The sequence below is a fragment of the Glycomyces sp. YM15 genome (assembly GCF_016918015.1).
Classification (GTDB): Bacteria; Actinomycetota; Actinomycetes; order Mycobacteriales; family Micromonosporaceae; genus Glycomyces.
Window position 1 is genome coordinate 119,641 of sequence record NZ_JAERMK010000011.1, and the last position, 19,839, is coordinate 139,479.

Below are 19,839 nucleotides of genomic sequence, written 5' to 3' on the forward strand. Positions count from 1 at the left end.
GCCGTAGCGCCTCCGTATGAGCTCTGTTACGTTCGGCCCGTGGAACCTCTCAACGTCGAGCACGCCGGCCGCACCCTCCGCGGCGTCCTCCACCTCCCCCACCCGAACCCCGCCCCGGCACCCGCCGTCGTCCTCTGCCACGGCTTCGGCGGCAACCGCATCGGCGGCGGCAACGAGTTCGTCCTGCTCTCCCGCCTGCTCGCCGCCCAGGGCATCGCCTCCTACCGCTTCGACTTCGCCGCGTTCGGCGAGTCCGACGGCGACCCCGCCGACTTCAGCGTCTCCGATCAGGCCTCCCAGCTCAATGCCGTACTCACGCAGCTCGAACGCAACCGCGCGATCGACCCCGAGCGGATCTCCGTGCTCGGCTACAGCATGGGCGCCCTGGTCGCGGTCCTCGCCGCCGGCGACCGGCCGCTGCGGTCCCTCGCGCTCTGGGCCCCTGCCGGCGGCCGGCTCAACCTGCCGTTCTGGGAGAGCGAAGGGTTCCGCGACCAGATCCGCGAGCACGGCCGCGCCGACTACAACGGCATCGCGTTCGGCGAGACCTTCCTCGACGACCTCCCGGGCGTCGACCAGTTCGCCGCGGCAAAGCGCCACCTGGGGCCCGTGCTCCTCGCGGGCGGCACCGAGGACGGGCTGATGCGGGCCGAACTCATCGACCCCTACCGCGAGGTCTGGGGCGACCGGCTCGAGGAGCACCGGGTCGAGGGCATGGCTCACGGTTTCGGGACGTTGGCGAACCGCGACCGGATGCTCGGGGTCAGCGTCGCGTTCCTCTCGCGCACCGCGTAGATCCGCCGGGACTCGCACCGCACGTACCGCGCAGGCCGGTCAGGACTGGTGCGGCACGTACTTCAGGGTCTTCAGCGGCCGCTCCGAATGCCACTGGAAGTGGGCCGCGATGAGCCCGGCAGCCTCGGAGCGCTGGCGCGGGTCCGAGGCCGTCGCGTTCGCCCAGTCCCCCGCCTCCAACGCGCGCATGAGCTCGAGCGAGGCCGGTTTCGGCACCGTCGCACCGCCGGGCCGGCAGTCGCCGCAGACCGCACCGCCGGCCGCGACGGCGAAGGCGCGGTGCTCGCCGTCCTTGCCGCAGCTGGCGCATTCGTTGAGCGAGGGCGCCCAGCCGGCGGACTTCATGCCGCGCAGCAGGTACGAGTCCATGACGAGCACGGCGGGCAGGTCGGTCTCGGCCAGCGCCCGGAACGCGCCGAGGGTGAGCTGGAAGACGTCGAGGTCGGGCTGGTGGTCCTCGGGGACGAGCCGTTCGGCGGCCTCGGCGATGACGCACGCGGCGGTGTAGGCGGGCCAGTCGGCGGCGATGGCGCCGCCGGAGAGGTGCAGGCCGACGGCCTGGGTGACGGTGTGGAGCTCGGCGCGGCCTTCGATGAGCTGGAGGTCGACGTGGCTGAAGGGGGCGAGCCTGGCCCCGAATTTGGAGGAGGTGCGGCGCAGGCCTTTGGCCATGGCGCGGTAGCGGCCCTTCTGGCGGCCGAGGAGGGACACGATCGCGTCGGCCTCGCCGAGTTTGAAGGTGCGCAGAACGACCGCGTCGTCGCGGAACAGTTTCCTGGTGCTGACCCCCACGTCAGAAGCTTAGCCCGGGGGTACGACGACGCCCCGGTCCGAGGGACCGGGGCGATCTCGCATTCAGTTCATTCCGGGGGAGGCGATCGGGAGGCCCTGCTCCTTCGCGATGTCAAGCATGCGACGGTCGTAGCTGACCATGGCGGTCAGGAACTCCGAGACCGTCAGTGCGGTCGCGACATGGATCGCGTCGAGGGCGCGGATGTTCCCGGGGAGGTCTGCCGCGAGATCCCGGATCTCGTCGTTGACGGCGAGTTCGCCGCACATCAGTTCGAGCTCGGCCATCAGCCTTGGAAACTGCCCGTACCGCCTGGTGTTGCGAACGGTCTCGATGAGACCGATCGAACTCGTTGCCATGGGAACACTCGGATAGCCGCCGATAAAGTCGGAAAGCTCCTCGTGTCCATCGCGCTTCACGACCAGGGTCAGCAAAGCCGAGGCGTCAAGATAGATCACGCCCGACCGTCCTCCGCGATCTCACCGAACAGCTCTCGGCGTTCTTGTTCCCGCTCCTCGATGAGGTCCTTGACGGGGTCGCCTTCGACCTCGTAGTGCGGAAACTTGTCGACGTCGCTCGATGTCTCCCTCGATTATCGGCTTGTCCGCTCCCCTTGCCGCCGTTAGGCTCCGGCGCGTGAAGATACTTTCGGTGAACGTGGGCCGTCCGCGCGAGAACCCGTGGAAGGGCCTTGCGGCCACGTATATCGAGAAGCTGCCGGTCGAAGGGCCGGTGCGGGTGACCTCGCCGGGGCCGAAGGGCGACGGGTCGGTCGGGCTCGAAGGCGACCGCGTCGGGGATGTGCAGAGCCACGGCGGCACTGACCAGGCGGTCTATGTCTACGGCACCGAGGATTATGGGCATTTCAATCAGTTGACAGGTAGAGAATTCGGCGCGGGTGCGTTCGGGGAGAACCTGACGACGACCGGATACGACGTGAACGCGGCGCTGATCGGCGAACGCTGGGCCGGGCCCGGTGGGCTGGTGCTCGAGGTGACCAGCGCCCGCATCCCGTGCGGGACGTTCCGGGGCTGGATCGCCGAGCGCGGCTGGTTGAAGACGTTCACGAAGGAGGCCCGGCCGGGCCCGTACCTGCGGGTGAACGAGCCCGGGTACGTCGAGGCGGGGGCGGAACTCGAAGTGGTGCACCGACCCGATCACGAGATCACAGTGTCGATGCTGTTCAGGGCGGCCATGGGTGAGCGGGAGCTGATCCCGCGGATCCTCGAGGTGCCCGAGGTGTCGCAGTCCGAGAAGGACTGGCTGCTCCGGACGTAGCATGCCCCGGCCTTGCGGCCGGGGCGCCGTCGTTCTAGGCGGTCGCGAGGGCGGGCCCCCGGAAGTAGGCGGTCGCGGCGGGGCTGAACATGAGGCCCGTGGCGAGCAGGACTGCGGTGATGTGGAGGAGCCTGACGACGAAGAAGGCGATGGCGAACTCGCCGTCGCCGCCGACGGCCGCGATGAGCGGTTCGCCGTCGGCCAGGTGCATCGCGCTGGGGACGACCATCGCGGCGAGGCCGACGACGGACAGCAGCAGGGCGAGGCCGATGCGCGCCGGGCGGCGGCCGCGGGCGAAGAAGGCGACGAGGACGAAGGCGCCGATGTAGACGGCGGAGCGGACGCCGACGTTCAGCCAGACCCCGGAGTCGAGACCGGCATCGCGGGCGATCTCGCTGACGGCGAGCACGGTCTCGACGATCCCCGCGGTGATCGCGGTGGCCCACAAGAGGGCGGCGTTCTTGACGGTTTCGGGTGGTTCCATGCCGTCGACGGTATTGGCGTTCGGGAGCCGGATCCATCCTGCGAGCGCCCCCGCTCGGGGTGAGGACGGCCCTACCTCGTGGTCATTCGGTCGCCGCGAGTCGCCTGCGACCCAACTGGTCCGCGGCGCGGATCGGTTCGGGGAGCCGGTAGGTCGGAGCGAGTTCGAGTACGAGGTCCCGGGCGGTGGAGAGGGTGCTGCGGTGGCCGACCGAGACGTAGACGGGTTTGACGCCGTCCTGGGTGCGCAGCGCGCAGCCGACGGTCTCGCCGCTCGCGGTGATGGCGGTCCACGCGCCGCGTTCGGGCCCGGGGGCCTCCACGGGGAGGTGCGGCGGGTTCTTGGCGACGCCGATCGCGGGTGCGTCGAGGACGACGCCGAGGTGGCAGGCGAGGCCGAACCGGCGCGGGTGCGTGAGCCCGTACCCGTCGCACACGTACAGGTCGGGAGTCACCGAGAGCGCTTCGATCGCCTTGAGCAGCAGCGGGAGCTCGCGGAAGGCGAGGAGGCCGGGTACGTACGGGAAGTCGGAGGCGCCGCGCACGACGGACCGGTCGAGCACGTCCAGGTCGCCGCGCCGCAGCACGACCGCGGTCGCGATGGCGGTGTCGCCGTGCTTGTCATAGGCGATGTCGAGTCCGGCGATCGTCTCTATTGGAGAGTCGTCGTCGGCGACGACCACGCATCCGGCCAGCTCGGTCTGCATGGCGACCGCTTCGGCCTCGTCGCTGGGCAGGCGGGCATAGGCGGCTCGGGGTTGATCGCTCACTCCGGAAGCCTAACGAGACGAATCGGCCTCAGACACCCGGTCCGAAACCGCGGCCGAGATCGGGACCGAACTCGTGGTCGCCCTCGTGGTCGAAGTCGTGGTCGGGATCGAAATCCGGTTCGAGATCGATTTCGGCGTCGGCGTCGAAGCCCGGGTCGTAGTCGTAGTCGTGGTCGAAGGTCCCGTCGTCGAAATCCTCCGCGTCGGTCTCGAAACTGCCGTCGCCTTCGACCTCGTAGAGGAAGTGGAAGTCGTCCTCCCCCGCTCCGTCATCCGAGGCGTCGTCGAACGCGTAGGCCGATGCCGGGTCGTCCGGGCTCGCCGCCAGGGACGAGAAGAATCCGTCGCCGAACGTCCCGTCGTCGTCGAACAGGTCGTCGGTCATGGCGTCCTCCTCGCGCTGGTCCTCTGCCTCCCACCATATTCGGTCGGTGCGAGCCTCCGCACCGCCCGCACCGCCCCCTGCCCGATCCGCTCAGGGCGAACGCCCCTTGCCCGCCGCCCGGCCAGGGGACCATGCTCGGGTGATGAGCACCGAGAAGCAGATCCTCGTCCTCGGCGGGACCGTGTTCCTGTCGCAGACCATCGCGAAACACGCCGTCGCGCGCGGCCACAAGGTCACCGTCGCCTCCCGCGGCGTCACCGGGGAAGCGCCGGAGGGAACCGAGTTCGTGAAGCTCGACCGCGCCATCGGCGAAGGCCTCGATGCGTTGCGCGGCAAGTCGTTCGACGCCGTATTCGACGTCGCTCGCATCCCCGCGCACCTCGGCCCGGTCCTCGACGCCCTCGCCGACGGCGCGGCGCACTGGTCGTTCGTCTCCACGATCTCCGTCTACAAGCATTTCGACGTGATGAGCGGCGAGCTCCATGGGCCGACCGCCGCCGACGCCACCGACCCGGCCATCGAGGCCTACGGCGCCAGCAAGGTCGCGTGCGAGCAGTTGGTGCGGGAGCGCTTGGGAGACAAGGCGTTCATCACCCGGCCCGGTCTCATCGTCGGCCCAGGGGACCGCAACGACCGCCTCGGCTACTGGCCGCTGCGTTTCGCCGAGGGCGGCGAGGTGCTGGCTCCCGGCCCGCGCGACCGGCCCGTGCAGTGGATCGACGTCGAGGACTACGCCGCATGGCTGCTCGACGCCGCCGAGTCCGGCGAGCGCGGCACGGTCGACGCCATCGGCGAACCGCTCGGATTCGGCGCGTTCCTCGAGTCGATCGGCGACGCCCTCGTCGACCACGGCGTCCTCGCCGCACCACCGGATTTGACCTGGGTCCCGCAGGAGTTCCTGCTGCGACAGGGCCTCAACCCCTGGTCCGGACCCGATTCGCTCGGCATGTGGGTGCCCACGCCGGACTACGACGGCTTCCAGACCCGGCCCACCGGTCCGGCGGTCGCCGCCGGGTTCCGCGCCTCCGGCCTCGGCGACACCGTGCGGCGCTGGTGGGACGCGAACGCCGCCGAGCCGCGGCTGAAAGCGGGCCTCTCGCGGCAGAAGGAAGGCGAGGTGCTGGCCGCCTGGCACGACAGGCCGGCGCGCGAAGACCTGGCCGAACTCGACGCGCGGCGCCGATTCTCGGTGCCGCGGCCGGAGACCCCGGCGTACGACGGATAGCGAACGGCCCCACTGCGGTGCGAGACCGCGGTGGGGCCGTTCGTTCGCTTACTGCTGCGGCGGGCCGGGAGGCTGCTGCGGCCCGGGCGGCGGCTGCTGTCCGTACGGAGGCTGACCCGGGCCCGGCTGCTGCGGTCCAGGCGGCGGCTGCTGACCGTAGGGCGGCTGGCCCATGTACGGGCCCATCGGCGGCTCGTCCTTGCGGAAGAACTCGTTCGAGGCCGGGACGGCGAGCAGGATGATGATCACCAGCGAGCCGACGATGAGCAGGATGAGCGTGATCCAGTCGATCGCGGTGACCCATGCGGGCGTCGCGTCCTCAATGGCCTGCGTGGCCTCGTCCTGGTACTCCTGGCCGTTGACGTTCGCGGTCATCGAGCCGAGCTGGCCGACGAGACCGCCGATGCCGCAGCACAGCAGGCCGATGCCCGAGAGGATCCAGCTGAGGATCCGCGCCGGGCGCTTGCCCTTGTTCACCAGGAGGGCCAGGACCAGGTAGAAGACGGCCATGACCACGTACACGCCCGCGATCAGCGCGAACGTGAAGGTCATGAGCGAGCTGACATTGTCGGCGGTGAGGCCCGAGTCCGCCAGCTCGGGGTCGCTGAGCAGCTGCTCGGTGACGGTGTCCTCGACGGCCGACATCACCGAGAACATGGCGATGCCGCTGGCCACGAGCATCACGGCCGTGAGGATCTGGGTCCACACGACGACGGTGACCGACCCCGGCCTGGTCTTCGGCCCCGGCGGGGGCGACTGCGGATACTGCGGCGCCGGCGGGTATGCCATGGCGGCCTCCAATGACGGCTCGTTGCGGGCGTTGACGGTCTCAGGAACCTCATCGTACGGAGTCGTGCCCGCTCCCGCCACCCATCCTCAATGGCCGGTGTGGTGCGCGAAGACGCTGACGCCGCCCCGACCCGGAGGCCAGGGCGGCGCGAGCAGCGATTCTAGACTTCGAGGTTCAAGCGGTAACCGCGTTTGATCACGGTCTCCACACAGGACCGGAGATGCACGGCGTCCCGCAGGCGGGTCACCGCCATCTCGACGGCGTGGCCGTCGGCACCGCGCGGCAGATGGCCGAGCAGTTCAGCGCGCGAGAGGACCTTGCCGTTCGCGGAGGCCAGCGCTCGTATGACGGCCATCGGGGCGGGCGGGAGCTGGAACGGCTGGTCGTCGAGGAGGACCATGTGGCCGCGCAGCTCGATGCTGTGCCCCGTCGCGAGCTGGAGCTTGCGGGAGCGCTTGGGCAGGGCCGAGGCGACGGTGCGCACGAGCGCGCCGAGGCGGGCCCGCTGCGGCTGCACCGATTCGACGCCGAGGCGGGTGAGCGGCGCGGCGGTGATGGGGCCGACCGAGACGGAGAGGACGCCGTTGTCCTCGGCGGAGGCGCGGAACGCCTCCAGCATGTCGGCGGCCTGGTCGCCGGCGATGCGCAGCAGCGCGTTCGCGGCGGGCGCCGACGTGAAGGTCACGGCGTCGATGCGGCGGGCGCAGATGGCGTCCACGAGGCGCTGCACGGGCGTGATGTCGGTGGGCAGGGTCCAGCGGTAGACCGGGACGGCGACGGCCGCGCCGCCGCCGTCGCGGACGGTCTGGATGAAGTCCTCGGCGGGGTCGCCGTGGAGCTGGATCGCGACCCGTTGGCCGCCCACCCCGCGTTCGCGCAGGTACTCGACGACCTCGTCGCCGGTCTCGCTCGGCGCGGTCCACTCTTCGGTGAGACCGGCCGCGCGCACCGCGCCGAGGGCCTTGGGGCCGCGGCACAGGATGCGCGCGCGGCCCAGCACGGTGAGCAGGTCGTCGCCCATGCCCCAGCCCTCGGCCGCTTCGAGCCAGCCGCGGAAGCCGATCCCGGTGGTCGCCACCACCAGGTCGGGGGCCTCGCGGATGAGCTCCACTGTGGCCGCCCGCAGCGCCTCGTCGTCCGGGAGCGGGACGATGCGCAGCGTCGGGGCGACCACCGTCCGGGCGCCGCGGCGCTCGAGCAGGGTCGCCAGCTCGTCGGCGCGGCGCTGCGCGGTGACGGCCACGGTGTAGCCGGTCAGCGGTGCGAGCGCCGAGTCGGCGGCGGCTTCACGGGAAGGGGCTGGGGCTGCGACCATCAGGCGCTCGCTTTCACTTCCGAGTTGACGCCGACGCGGACCTCGCCGTCGTGGACTTCGACGGCGAAGACCTCGAGGGCCACCGTCTCGTCGTCGAGGCAGACGCCGGTCTTGAGCGAGAACGCCTGCTTGAGCAGGGGGCTGGTGACGATCGGCTCGCCGCCGCGGTCGCCGACCAGGCCCCGGCTCATGACGTTCGCGTCCATGAACGGGTCCAGGTTGGACACGGCGTAGAGGCTGTCGTCGGCGAGGCGGAACACCGCGACCTGGGTGCCGTCCTCCAGGAGGGCGGCCACCCCGCGGCCGGGGATGATGCGATCGAACTCGCAGATTGCTTGCATTGCAATCACTTCCTTACAGGCGTGCCGAGGGCGACGGGCGTGCTGTGCGAGCGCTCGGTGGACCCGGCCGGGAACTTCTGGCCGCGGACCTCCTCGAACTCGATCTTCGGGTCCGGCGCTTCGGGTGCGTTGACGAAGGACACGAACCGCTGGAGCTTCTCGGGGTCGTCGATGACGCCCTTCCACTCGTCGGCGTAGTTCTCGACGTGCTTCTCCATGAGCGCGTCGAGCTCGCCGCAGATGCCGAGCTTGTCGTCGACGATGACCTCGCGGAGGTAGTCGATGCCGCCTTCGAGGCCTTCGACCCACTTCGAGGTGCGCTGGAGGCGGTCGGCGGTCGAGATGTAGAACATCAGGAACCGGTCGATGGTCCGCACCAGCGTCTCGGAGTCCACGTCGGACAGCAGCAGGTCGGCGTGGCGGGGCGTGAAGCCGCCGTTGCCGCCCACGTACAGGTTCCAGCCGTGCTCGGTGGCGATGATCCCGAAGTCCTTGCCGCGAGCCTCGGCGCACTCGCGCGCGCAGCCGGACACGGCCGACTTGAGCTTGTGCGGGCTCCGCAGGCCGCGGTAGCGCAGCTCCAGGTCGATGGCCATCTTCACCGAGTCCTGGACGCCGTAGCGGCACCAGTCGGTGCCGACGCAGGACTTGACGGTGCGCAGGGCCTTGCCGTAGGCGTGGCCGGACTCGAACCCGGCGTCCACGAGCTTGCGCCAGATCTTCGGCAGGTCCTCGACGCGCGCGCCGAACATGTCGATGCGCTGGCCGCCGGTGATCTTGGTGTAGAGGTCGAACTCCTTGGCGACCTCGCCGATGACGATGAGCTTGTCCGGGGTGATCTCGCCGCCGGGGATGCGCGGGACCACCGAGTAGGTGCCGTTGCGCTGCATGTTCGCCAGGAAGTGGTCGTTGGTGTCCTGGAGGGACGCCTGCTCGCCTTCGAGGATGTGCCCGTTCGAGAGGCTCGCGAGGATCGACGCCACGGTGGGTTTGCACAGGTCGCAGCCGATGCCGGTCCCGTAGCGGGCGATGAGCTCCGAGAAGGTGGTGATGCCGGTGACCTTGACGATGTCGAACAGCTCCGCCCGGGACTGGGTGAAGTGCTCGCACACCGCGTTGGAGACCTCGACGCCGCCTTCCTTCAGCAGCTGCTTGAGCATCGGGACGCACGAGCCGCAGGAGGTGCCGGCCTTCGTGCAGGCCTTGAGTTCGCCGACGTCCTTGCAGCCCTGCTCGTGGATGGCGCCCATGATGTCGCCCTTGGTGACCGCGTTGCAGGAGCAGACCTGCGCGCCGTCGGGCAGGGCGCCCTCGATCTCGCCGCCGCCGAGGAGATCGGCCAGCTTGCCGGGGACCTTGCCGCCCACGGAGGCGCGCAGCAGCGGGTAGGGCTCGGCGTCGCCGACGAGCATGCCGCCCAGGAGCGTCTGCGCGTCGTCGGAGAGGATCAGCTTGGCGTACGTGCCGTGCGCCGGGTCCAGGTAGGTGGTGGAGAGGGGGCCCTCCATCGCGCCGAACTGGGCGACGTCGACACCGAGGAGCTTCAGCTTCGTCGACATGTCGGCGCCCGGGAAGGTCGCCTCGCCGCCCGCGAGGCGGTCCGCGACCACTTCGGCCATCGAGTAGCCGGGGGCCACGAGGCCGTAGCACATGCCTTCCATCGCCGCGACCTCGCCGATCGCGTACACGTCGGGATCGGAAGTGACACAAGAGAGGTCGGTGATGATGCCGCCGCGCTCACCCACCTCGATGCCGCATTCGCGGGCGAGCTGGTCGCGGGGGCGCACGCCCGCCGCGAAGATGATCAGGTCGGTGTCGTACGCGACGCCTTCGCGGTTGGTCTCCATCCGCAGGCGGCCGGAGGCCGCTGAGATCTTCGTGCCGCCCGTCGCGCAGTCGACGCCGATGCCGAGCTTCTCGATGTGCTGTTTGAGGATGCCGCCGCCCGCTTCGTCGAGCTGGCGGGCCATGAGCCAAGGGGCGAACTCCACGATCTGCGTCTCGAGGCCCAGGAGCTTCAACGCGTTCGCGGCTTCGAGGCCGAGCAGGCCGCCGCCGATGACCACGCCGTGGCGCTTGCCCTCGGAGTGCGCCTTGATGGCCTCGAGGTCGTCGATCGTGCGGTACACGAACACGCCCTCGAGATCGGCGCCTTCCATCGGCGGCACGAACGCGTAAGAACCGGTGGCGAACACGAGCTTGTCGTACGGGTACTCGCCGGAGTCGGTGTACACGACCTTGCTGGTCCGGGCGATCGAGACGGCCGGCTCGCCCAGCTTCACCTCGACGTTCGGCAGGTCCGAGGCGAGCGAGAGCTCCTCGGCGCTGACCCCGTCGAAGAACGCCGACAGGCGCACCCGGTCGTAGGCCGGGCGGGGCTCCTCGCAGAGGACCGTGACCTCCCACGACGGGTCGCGCTGGGTGACCGCCTCCAGGAACCGGCGGCCGACCATGCCGTCGCCGATGACTACCAACTTGCTCATGCTGACACCTCATTCAATTGCTCGGCAGCCTGACCGATTCCAGCGACGGTGCTGTTCAGCCACTTGCACAGACCCGCGACGTCCTCGGCACAGGTGCCGCAGCCGGTCGAGGCCTGCGTGGCCTCCGACAGGGCCTCGGGCGTGCGCGCTCCACTGAGGAACGCGGAGCCGAGCTCCCCTTTCGTGACGTTGTTGCAGCGGCAGACCACGACCTCGTCGGACATGGAAGCCGGAGTATCGGGGGCCACCGACACGGACTCGCCGGGGCGGCCCATCAGGAGGGTGCGGCGGTCGTGCGGCACCGGGTCACCGGTGTCGAACAACTGGACCACCTGGCCCACCATGGGGTTGTCGCCGAGCATGACCGCGCCCGCGAGGCGGCCTTCGGCGTCGATGACCAAGCGGGCGTAAGTGCCTCGCGTCGGGTCCGCGAACGAGACGACCTCGTCGCCTTCGACCTCGCCCATGGCGGCGAGCTCGATCCCGGAGGCCTTCAGGCGGGTCACCAGGCGCGACCCTTCGTAGGCCGCGTCCGGGTTCACACCGGAGAGCAGGTCGACCACGACGTCGGACTGCTCCCACGCCGGGCCCACCAGTCCGTAGGGGATGCCGCGGTGCTCGGCGCAGTCGCCGACCGCGAACACGTCCGGATGGGAGGTGCGGCACTGGTCGTCGATCTTCACCGCGCGACCGCAGTCGATCCCGATCGAGCGGGCCAGGTCCGCGTTGGGGCGGATCCCGCACGAGACGACCATGAGCTGGCCGGTGATGGTGCGGCCGTCCGCGAGCACGAGGGTGAGGCCGTCGTCGCCGTGGATGACGCGCGTGGTCTGCGCGTCGACGATCGACTGGACGCCGACCTCGGCGTAGGAGTCGGCGAGGACTCTGGCGCCCAAGGGATCGAGCTGCCGGTCCATCAGGTGTCCGGCCGCGTGGACCACGGTGACGTCCATCCCGCGCTTGGCGAGCCCGCGCGCGGCCTCGAGGCCGAGGAGCCCGCCGCCGAGCACGATGGCGCTGGCGCGGTTGGCGGCCTCGTCGAGGATCGAGCGGGCGTCATCGATCGTGCGGAGCACGTAGGCGCCGGTGGGCAGCGGCAGCAGCCCGGGGATGGGGGGTACGAAGGCCTCCGCGCCGGTCGCCAGGACCAGCTTGTCGAAGGCGACGCCGTTGACCGTCTTGTGCTCGAGGTCCACGGTCTCGACCGCCTCCCCGAGGCGCACTTCGACGTTCTCGGGCGGGACCGGCAGGGCGATCTCGTCCTCGGTCTGCTTGCCCGCGATCATGCTCGAGAGCAGGATGCGGTTGTAAGCGGCCTGGGGTTCGTCACCGAACACGGTGACCTCGACCCCGCGACGCCCGAGTTCGCGGGCGATGCGGGCCCCGGCCATGCCGTAACCGACGATCGCGACCTTCACGCGCTGGACCTCCCGGTGCTGGACTGACTGCGTAGACGGCGGTGGGCTCGCTTCTTGCGATTCCCGCAAGCCCGCCCGCCGCGCGCTGTCGTGGCGACGACGCTGTCAGTCCCCGACTGGCGTCTAGATTCGCCCGGACCTGTTACGCGATCGAGCGGTGAATGTTTCGCGTGTGCTAAGTAGTCCGCACGCTTCGCCCGCTGCGGACCGACAGCTCGTGAACGCCACCCGACTGGGGGTAGCCATCGTCCCCTTGAGGCCTTACAGTGAATCGCGTTGCAAAAATACGGTTTCGCCCCCAAGGAGTGATATGGCAAAAAATCACCCGTTCGAGCTACCCGTGTTCTATCTCCCCTATCCGGCGCGCCTGAACTCGAACGTCGAGGGCGCCCGCGCCCACGCGCGCGTGTGGGCCAAGGCGATGGGGATGCTCGACGCGCCGGCCGAGGGCGGCGGCGTCATCTGGGACGAGGCCGAACTCGACCGGCACGACTACGGGCTGCTGTGCGCGTACACGCACCCCGACTGCGACGCGCCCGCACTCGACCTGGTCACCGATTGGTACGTGTGGGTGTTCTTCTTCGACGACCACTTCCTCGACGCGTTCAAGCGCACCCGGGACATGCAGGGCGCCAAGGCGTACCTCGACCGGATCCCGCTGTTCATGCCGGTCGGCCTCGGCGAGACGCCGGAACCGGAGAACCCGGTCGAGCTCGGGCTGATCGACCTGTGGCGTCGCACCGCGCCGTCGATGTCGACGGGCTGGCGCAGGCGCTTCCTCGAGAGCACCGTCAACCTGCTGTTCGAGTCCCTGTGGGAGCTCACGAACATCACCGCCGAGCGGGTCGCGAACCCGATCGAGTACATCGAGATGCGCCGCAAGGTCGGCGGCGCACCGTGGTCGGCGGGCATCGTCGAGTACGCCGTCGGCGCCGAAGTGCCCGACACGGTCGCGCGCGAACGGCCGCTCCAGGTCCTGCGCGACACCTTCAGCGACGCCGTGCACCTGCGCAACGACCTGTTCTCCTACGAACGCGAGGTCACCGACGAGGGCGAGAACGCCAATGCCGTGCTCGTCTTCGAGCGGTTCCTCGGCATGGAGACGCAGCAGGCCGCGAACCTGGTGAACGACCTCCTCACCTCGCGGCTCCACCAGTTCGAGAACACGGTCCTCACCGAACTCCCGGTCCTCGCCGCCGACCGGCGGCTCTCCCCCACCGAGCAGGCCGCGATCGCTCTGTACGCCAAAGGACTCCAGGACTGGCAGGCCGGCGGGCACGAATGGCACATGCGCTCCAGCCGCTATATGAACGACGCGGCGCAGCGGGTCCTCGGCGGTCCCAACGGGATCGGGACGGGGGCGGCCCGGATCTCCGTGTCGGGGCTGAAGCAGCACACGCGCGAGCCGTTCCGGAAGGTCGGCCCCGTCGACCTGCCCGAGTTCTATCAACCGTTCACGCTGCGGCTCAACCCGAACCTCGACGAGGCCCGCCGCCACGCGGTCGACTGGGCCGGCGCGATGGGATTCCTCGCCCCCGACCCGGCCGTGCCCGGCTCGGGCCTGTGGAACCGCCGCCAGTTCCTCGGCTTCGACTTCGCGCTGTGCTCGGCCGGGATCGACCCTGAAGCGACGCAGGGCGAGCTCAACGCCTCCGCGGACTGGCTCGCGTGGGGCACCTACGGCGACGACTACTACCCCGCGGTGTTCGGCCGCGGCCGGAACCTCGGCGCGGCCATCGCCCAGCACCGCAGGCTGCTCGAATTCATGCCGCCGGACCTGGGCCGCATGCCCGTCCCGGCGAACTCGCTCGAGCTCGGGCTCGCGGACCTGTGGCGGCGCACGGCGGCCGGTTTCGAGGAGCGCGCCCGCGCCGAGTTCAAGCGCGCGGTCGAACTGATGCTCGAAGGCTGGCTGTGGGAGGTGCACACCGAGTCGCAGAACCGCGTACCCGACCCGGTCGACTACGTGGAGATGCGACGCGATTCGTTCGGCTCCGACCTCACGATGTCCCTGGCGCGCTTGAAACGCGGCCGCACGATCCCGGACGCGGTGTGGAAGTCGCGCCCCATCCAGTGGATGGAGGTGAGCGCAATGGACGCGGTGTGCCTGCTCAACGACGTGTGCTCGTACCAGAAGGAGGTCGAGTACGAGGGGCAGCTCCTCAACGGCGTCGTCGTCGTCGAGGAGTACCTCGGCGTCGGCAAGGACGAGGCGGTGCGGATCACCGCGGCCCTCGCGGACGCCCGGATCGAGCAGTTCCAGCTGGTCGAGGCGAACGACCTGCCCGCCGTGATCGACGAGTACGGACTCGACGACGAGGCGCGCACCGCGCTCGCGGCCTACGTGAACGACCTGAAGAACTGGGTCGCGGCCATCCACAAGTGGCACCTGGACGGAACCGACCGGTACCGGCCCTCGACGTTGGAGCGGCGGTTCGGCTTCGGGTCGGAGTCGACGGCAGCCCACGGCGTGGCGAGATTCCTCGACCGCGAACCGGAAACCGAGCCCCCTGCAGCGTTCGAACCGCCCGCGACGGCGGCCGCTGGGCTGCGGCCGCCGTCCTGGCGGGACTACCTGGACGCGCGGCCCGAGGCCGCGGCTCCCGCACCGATCGCCAGCGCGAACGCGAACATGGTGACCAGCATGCGCTTCTTAAACGTCGAGGAGTCCTCGTCCTCGGTGGCGGCGGCGGCCGCCGCCTCGTCGACCTCGAAGGCCTCGGGCAGTGGCCCGGGGTCGGGCGGTGCGTCGTCGTCGCTCGACGGTGCCGGTTCGGACGACAGTACCGGTTCGCTCGACGGTGCCGGTCCAGACGACAATGCCGGTTCGGACGACGGCGTCGAGTGCTCCGCCTCGGCGGCGGTCGTGGAGGAGGGCTCGACGGGTGTCGGCGGTTCGGGTTCGGTGGGCGCGGGCGTCGTCGAAGCGGGCGGAGTCGGTTCGGCGGGTGCGGTCGGGGACGACGGCGGAGGCGGAGGCGGCGGGCTCGACGGCGGCTCCGTCGTCTCGGTCGGGGATGTGGGGCATTCCAGGAGGGGCGGCAGGTCGGGCAGGTCGACGACCGGCAGCTCGATGCAGATCTGGACCAGCGGGACCGCCTGGATCGCGAAGTGCTCGGGCTCGGGCCCGTCGGAGGAGGGCCCGGAGGCGAAGGCCAAGCCGGACAGCAGCGTCAGGGTCGCCGCCGCGATGACCAAGGCCACTAGGCGCCGCACGTATCCCTCCGTGGCCTTCTGCGTTGTTCATCACGATTCATACCTCATATTCTGCTTCACGGAGTCTGGTGAGTTCAATGCCCATATGGCTGCAAGGACTGTTGTTCACTCTTTCGGTGGTGGCCGTCGCGTGCGTGATCGTCGCGCTGCTGCAGCGATTCGCGCCGCCCACGGACCGCGCACACAACAACGAGCTGGGCACGACGATCTTCGAGCTGCTGACGGTCCTCTACGCCATCGTGCTGGCGTTCGTGCTGATCACCGCTTGGGAGAACAAGAACGAGGCCGGGCAGGTGACCTACCGGGAGGCGAACGAGCTGGTCGACGTGTACTGGTCGGCGGCGGCGCTCGATCCCGAGCAGCGCGACGAGGTGCGCGCGGCGGTGCGTGCTTACACGAACGAGGTCATCGGCGAGGAATGGTCCGCGATGCGCGACCAGGAGCCGGTCTCGTCGGAGGGCCTGATGCTGCTCGACGAGATGCGGGCGCCGGTGGCCGGGTCGCTGAGCGATGAGGAGGTCGTGCAGGCGCGGCTCGACGCTACGCAGAGCGGCATCCTGGCGATCTCCGAGTATCGGACCGAGCGGCTGTTCGCGGCGCAGAGCGGCCTGAGCGCGGCGATGTGGACGGTGCTGGTGCCGGGAGCGGTGCTGGTGTTCGCGGTGATGCTGACGCTCGGGACGCCGACCAGGAAGTACCAGTTCGTGCTGGTGGGGCTCATCTCCGGGATGGTGGCGCTCATGCTGTTCGCGACCTACCAGCTCGAGTACCCGTTCAGCCGGAGCGGGGCGACCGATCCGGTCGCGTACGAGACCGCGATCGAGCGTTTCGACAGTATAGATGAGAATTATGATCATGAAGCACTCTTCTGAGTGAATTATGGGCGTTCACGCCATATAAGGCAATATGATGCTGGACGAGCCTTAACCACCTCAACGTGAGGAAGTGCGAGCATGACCGACTCCGTCGTCGACGACACCTCGGCCGCCCCCCAGCAGACCTCGAACGGACAGCAGCCCCAGACCAGCCTCAGCACCGCCGCCGCCCGAAATCTCGCCAGCACCACCAAGTCGGCACCGCAGATGCAGGAGATCACCTCCCGGTGGCTCCTGAAGATCCTCCCGTGGGTGCAGACCCAGGGCGGCGCGTTCCGCGTCAACCGGCGGCTGACCCACACCGTCGGGGACGGGCGCGTCGAATTCACCAGCGAGGGCGACGCCGTCCGTGTCATCCCCACCGAGCTCGGCGAGATCGCGCACCTGCGCGGCATCGACGACGAGGCAGTCCTGACCGCGCTGGCCGACCGCTTCGAGCAGCGCGAGGTCCAGGCCGGCGAGCACCTGGCGCAGCAGGGCCGGCCCGTCGACGGGCTGCACCTCATCGCGCACGGCCGCGTCGAGCAGTTCGGCTCCGGGCCCTTCGGGGACCAGGCCTCGCTCGGGCTCATGGTCGACGGCGACCACTTCGGCGACGAAGTCCTCACCGAAGACGATCCCGTGTGGGACCACGACGTCATAGCGGCGACCCCGGTCACCGTGCTCACCCTCTCGGCCGCCACGGTCGCCGAGCTCGTGGAGCGCATCCCGGCGCTCGCGTCGCACCTGGAGCAGTTCAGGGAGGCCGTCCGCTCGGCGAACACGAACCGGCACGGCGAGTCGGCGATCGCCATCGCCGCCGGCCACACCGGCGAACCGGACCTGCCGCGCACGTTCGTCGACTACGAGCTCACGCCCCGCGAATACGAGCTGTCGGTGGCGCAGACGGTGCTGCGCGTCCACACCCGCGTCGCGGACCTCTACAACAAGCCGATGAACCAGATGGAGCAGCAGCTGCGGCTCACCGTGGAAGCCCTGCGCGAGCAGCAGGAGGACCAGATGGTGAACAACAAGGAGTTCGGACTCCTGCACAACGCGGCGCTGAGCCAGCGCATCCCCACCCGCTCGGGCCCGCCCACCCCGGACGACATGGACGAGCTCATCAGCCGCCGCCGCAAGCCCGAGTTCCTCCTCGCCCACCCGAAGGCCATCGCCGCGTTCGGCCGCGAATGCACCAAGCGCGGCATCTACCCGAGCACGGTGGACTTCCACGGGCACCACATCCCGGCGTGGCGGGGCATCCCGATCCTGCCGTGCAACAAGATCCCGATCAGCGGGGCGCGCACCACCTCGATCCTCTGCATGCGCACCGGCGAAGCCGACCAGGGCGTCGTCGGCCTGCACCAGACCGGCCTGCCCGACGAGTACGAGCCCGGGCTCTCCGTGCGGTTCATGGGCATCGACGAGAAGGCCGTCATGTCGTACCTCGTGAGCGCCTACTACTCCGTCGCGGTCCTGGTCCCGGACGCGCTCGGCATCCTCGAGCACGTCGAGATCGGACGCTGAGAATCCCGGGCGGCCGCCCCCGCACTTGGGCGGCCGCCCGGGCCCCGCGACGCACGCGATCCCCGCAGACCCCGCCGCCCAGGGAGGCCCCGCATGACCGTCCTGACCGATCACACCGCCGCCCGCGAGGCCGTCGACGCCGGACTCCGCGCCGCCGCCGCCCGGCTCCCGGCCCCCGCCGCGCGCATCGCGGCCTACCACTTCGGCTGGACCGACGCCTCAGGCTCGCCCGTCCAGGCCAACTCCGGCAAGGCCCTGCGGCCGGTCCTGACCCTGCTGGCCGCCAAGGCGGTCGGCGGCGAGGAGGGCTGGCGGCAGGCCGTCCCGGCAGCTGTGGCCGTCGAGATGGTCCACAACTTCTCCCTCATCCACGACGACATCATCGATCGCGACAGCCTGCGGCGGCACCGCCCGACCGCGTGGAAGGTCTACGGCGTCAACGACGCGATCCTCGTCGGCGACGCCCTCCATGCACTGGCGTTCGAGGTCATCGCCGAATCCGGGGGCGACCGGGTCCCGGCGGGCACGAGCCTCCTCGCGCAGACCGTGCGGGCCCTCATCGAAGGGCAGCTCGCGGACACGCGGTTCGAGAGCCGCGACCGGGTCGAGCTCGCCGAGTGCGTCGCGATGTCCGAGGCGAAGACGGCCTCGCTCATGGGCTGCGCGACCGCGCTCGGGGCGCTCTTCGGCGGCGGCACCCCGCGGCAGGTCGAGGCGCTGCGGGACTTCGGGTACCGCCTCGGGTTGGCGTTCCAGCACGTGGACGACCTGCTGGGAATCTGGGGCGACCCGGCGGTCACCGGCAAGGCCGTCTACTCGGACCTGCGCAACCGCAAGAAGTCGCTCCCGGTGACCGCGGCGCTCGACTCCGGGCACCCCGACGCGTCCGAGCTCGCCGCGATCTACGGCGCCGGCGGGCAGCTCACCGAGTCCGAGCTCCGCCGCGCCGCCGACCTCGTCGAGGCCTGCGGCGGCAGGCGGGCGAGCCTGCGCTCGGCCGAGCTGCTCACCGAGGCGGCCACCGGCAGTCTCAGCGTGGAAGGCCTCCGGGCGGAGGCCGTGGAGGAACTCTCGGGGCTGGCCGCGAGCACGGTCCACAGGGCTCATTGATGGCTCGCAGGCTTCACCGAGGGGAGCGCCCCAGATGACCCGCCGACTTCGTCGCGTGCTCCTCCCCGCGCCGCGGTCGTTCTGCGCCGGCGTGGAGCGGGCGATCGAGATCGTCGAACGCCTCCTCGACGAGCACGGCCCGCCCGTGTACGTGCGCAACCAGATCGTCCACAACGCGCACGTGGTGGCGGACCTGGAGTCGCGCGGCGCGGTCTTCGTCGGCGAGCTCGACGAGGTCCCCGACGACGCGCTCGTGGTCTTCAGCGCCCACGGCGTGGCCCCGGCGGTCGAACGCGAGGCGGCCGCACGCGGTCTCGACGCGGTCGACGCGACCTGCCCGCTCGTGTCGAAGGTCCACGCCGAGGCCAGGCGCGCGGCCGACAACGGCGACACGGTGATCCTCATCGGACACGAAGGCCACGAAGAGGTCGTCGGCACGCTCGGCGTCGCCCCGGAGCGGACCCTCCTGGTCGAAAGCGCCGATGCGGTGGCGACGCTCCGGGTCCCCGATCCGGCGCGGCTCACGTACCTGAGCCAGACGACCCTCGCGGTCACCGAGGTCGAGACCATCGCCGAAGCCCTGCAGCAGCGCTTTCCCGCCATCAAAGGCCAAGGGGCCGATGACATCTGCTACGCCACGAGCAACCGCCAAGCTGCGGTCGCCGCGGTCGTGGAGGAGGCCGACGTGGTGCTGGTGGTCGGCTCGGCGAACTCCTCCAACTCGAACCGCCTGGTGGAACTCGCGCGAACCGCGGGCGTCGAGGCGCACCTGATCGAGGACGCGAACGCCGTCGACCCGAGATGGCTCGAAGAGGTCGCGACCGTGGCCGTCACCGCGGGCGCTTCAGCACCGCCGAGGCTGGTGGACGAAGTCGTGCGGTCCCTGGCAGAACTGGGCCCGATCGAGATCGTCGAACGAGTCCACACCCGTGAGACCCAGGAGTTCCTACTCCCCCAGCGACTCCGGCCCGCCGCCCCGAACCGCGGCCGCTGACGGCGTCGCCACTCTCGCCGTCCCCCTTGACGATCGCGGGCCCCTTCTGCTCCCAACCGTCGAAC

General features: G+C 70.2%; 17 protein-coding genes and 1 pseudogene. 8 read left to right on the forward strand and 10 right to left on the reverse strand.

The genetic code is table 11. The features are described from left to right. Window positions 1-39: 39 nt before the first annotated feature. Window positions 40-795 (forward strand): alpha/beta hydrolase, encoded by a 756-nt coding sequence (locus JHY01_RS13925; protein WP_205326249.1) that lies wholly within the window; start codon window positions 40-42, stop codon window positions 793-795. A gap of 39 nt (window positions 796-834) precedes the next feature. Here JHY01_RS13925 and recO read toward each other — a convergent pair whose 3' ends face one another. Together recO and JHY01_RS13935 are read right to left on the reverse strand one after the other, a co-directional pair. Then, entirely contained in the window at window positions 835-1,587 is a 753-nt protein-coding gene (recO, locus tag JHY01_RS13930) for a DNA repair protein RecO (protein WP_205326250.1), read from the reverse strand. A gap of 63 nt (window positions 1,588-1,650) precedes the next feature. After that, entirely contained in the window at window positions 1,651-2,043 is a 393-nt protein-coding gene (locus JHY01_RS13935; RefSeq protein WP_307814438.1) for a type II toxin-antitoxin system VapC family toxin, read from the reverse strand. Between the two features lie 178 nt (window positions 2,044-2,221). Here JHY01_RS13935 and JHY01_RS13940 point away from each other — a divergent pair, with 178 nt between their 5' ends. Next, a complete protein-coding gene (locus tag JHY01_RS13940; protein ID WP_307814439.1) occupies window positions 2,222-2,863 on the forward strand; it encodes an MOSC domain-containing protein in 642 nt (213 codons plus the stop codon). A 34-nt stretch (window positions 2,864-2,897) separates the two neighbouring features. Here the strand turns inward: JHY01_RS13940 and JHY01_RS13945 are convergent, their stop codons facing one another. The 3 genes from JHY01_RS13945 to JHY01_RS13955 all read right to left on the reverse strand — a co-directional run bounded on the left by JHY01_RS13945 (window position 2,898) and on the right by JHY01_RS13955 (window position 4,501). Beyond that, window positions 2,898-3,347, reverse strand: a complete 450-nt coding sequence (locus JHY01_RS13945; protein WP_205326252.1) for a hypothetical protein — start codon at window positions 3,345-3,347, stop codon at window positions 2,898-2,900. 82 nt (window positions 3,348-3,429) lie between these two features. Further along, a complete protein-coding gene (locus JHY01_RS13950) occupies window positions 3,430-4,116 on the reverse strand; it encodes an endonuclease V (RefSeq protein ID WP_205326253.1) in 687 nt (228 codons plus the stop codon). Window positions 4,117-4,144: 28 nt separating this feature from the next. After that, window positions 4,145-4,501 (reverse strand): hypothetical protein, encoded by a 357-nt coding sequence (locus tag JHY01_RS13955; RefSeq protein WP_205326254.1) that lies wholly within the window; start codon window positions 4,499-4,501, stop codon window positions 4,145-4,147. 142 nt (window positions 4,502-4,643) lie between these two features. On the opposite strand from JHY01_RS13955, the gene JHY01_RS13960 reads away from it, so the two are divergent. Then, on the forward strand, window positions 4,644-5,726 hold the full coding sequence (locus JHY01_RS13960; RefSeq protein ID WP_205326255.1) for an NAD-dependent epimerase/dehydratase family protein: 1,083 nt from the start codon (window positions 4,644-4,646) through the stop codon (window positions 5,724-5,726). A gap of 48 nt (window positions 5,727-5,774) precedes the next feature. On the opposite strand, the gene JHY01_RS13965 is transcribed toward JHY01_RS13960, so the two are convergent. From JHY01_RS13965 to JHY01_RS13985, 5 genes are all read right to left on the reverse strand, one after another. Continuing rightward, a complete protein-coding gene (locus JHY01_RS13965) occupies window positions 5,775-6,515 on the reverse strand; it encodes a DUF2127 domain-containing protein (protein ID WP_205326256.1) in 741 nt (246 codons plus the stop codon). Between the two features lie 161 nt (window positions 6,516-6,676). After that, entirely contained in the window at window positions 6,677-7,831 is a 1,155-nt protein-coding gene (locus tag JHY01_RS13970; protein ID WP_205326257.1) for a uroporphyrinogen-III synthase, read from the reverse strand. Continuing rightward, window positions 7,831-8,172: a nitrite reductase small subunit NirD gene (gene nirD, locus JHY01_RS13975; RefSeq protein WP_205326258.1), complete on the reverse strand. Its 342-nt coding sequence runs from the start codon at window positions 8,170-8,172 to the stop codon at window positions 7,831-7,833. Before nirD ends, JHY01_RS13970 begins: the two co-directional genes overlap by 1 nt. A gap of 5 nt (window positions 8,173-8,177) precedes the next feature. Next, window positions 8,178-10,655: a nitrite reductase large subunit NirB gene (gene nirB, locus JHY01_RS13980; RefSeq protein WP_205326259.1), complete on the reverse strand. Its 2,478-nt coding sequence runs from the start codon at window positions 10,653-10,655 to the stop codon at window positions 8,178-8,180. Beyond that, window positions 10,652-12,073, reverse strand: coding sequence for an FAD-dependent oxidoreductase (locus JHY01_RS13985; protein WP_205326260.1), 1,422 nt, complete (start codon window positions 12,071-12,073; stop codon window positions 10,652-10,654). Before JHY01_RS13985 ends, nirB begins: the two co-directional genes overlap by 4 nt. Before the next feature lie 310 nt (window positions 12,074-12,383). On the opposite strand from JHY01_RS13985, the pseudogene JHY01_RS27760 reads away from it, so the two are divergent. The 5 genes and pseudogenes from JHY01_RS27760 to ispH form a co-directional block, all read left to right on the forward strand. Further along, a pseudogene (locus JHY01_RS27760) lies at window positions 12,384-14,609 on the forward strand (germacradienol/geosmin synthase); the annotation flags it as partial. Window positions 14,610-15,753: 1,144 nt separating this feature from the next. After that, a complete protein-coding gene (locus JHY01_RS27765) occupies window positions 15,754-16,161 on the forward strand; it encodes a hypothetical protein (RefSeq protein ID WP_307814441.1) in 408 nt (135 codons plus the stop codon). An 81-nt stretch (window positions 16,162-16,242) separates the two neighbouring features. Beyond that, window positions 16,243-17,670, forward strand: coding sequence for a family 2B encapsulin nanocompartment shell protein (locus JHY01_RS13995; protein WP_205326262.1), 1,428 nt, complete (start codon window positions 16,243-16,245; stop codon window positions 17,668-17,670). 93 nt (window positions 17,671-17,763) lie between these two features. Then, the gene (locus JHY01_RS14000; RefSeq protein ID WP_205326263.1) at window positions 17,764-18,780 is read left to right on the forward strand and encodes a polyprenyl synthetase family protein; all 1,017 of its coding nucleotides are present in this window, start codon (window positions 17,764-17,766) and stop codon (window positions 18,778-18,780) included. A 34-nt stretch (window positions 18,781-18,814) separates the two neighbouring features. Beyond that, window positions 18,815-19,774 (forward strand): 4-hydroxy-3-methylbut-2-enyl diphosphate reductase, encoded by a 960-nt coding sequence (gene ispH / locus JHY01_RS14005; RefSeq protein WP_205326264.1) that lies wholly within the window; start codon window positions 18,815-18,817, stop codon window positions 19,772-19,774. Window positions 19,775-19,839: the final 65 nt, after the last annotated feature.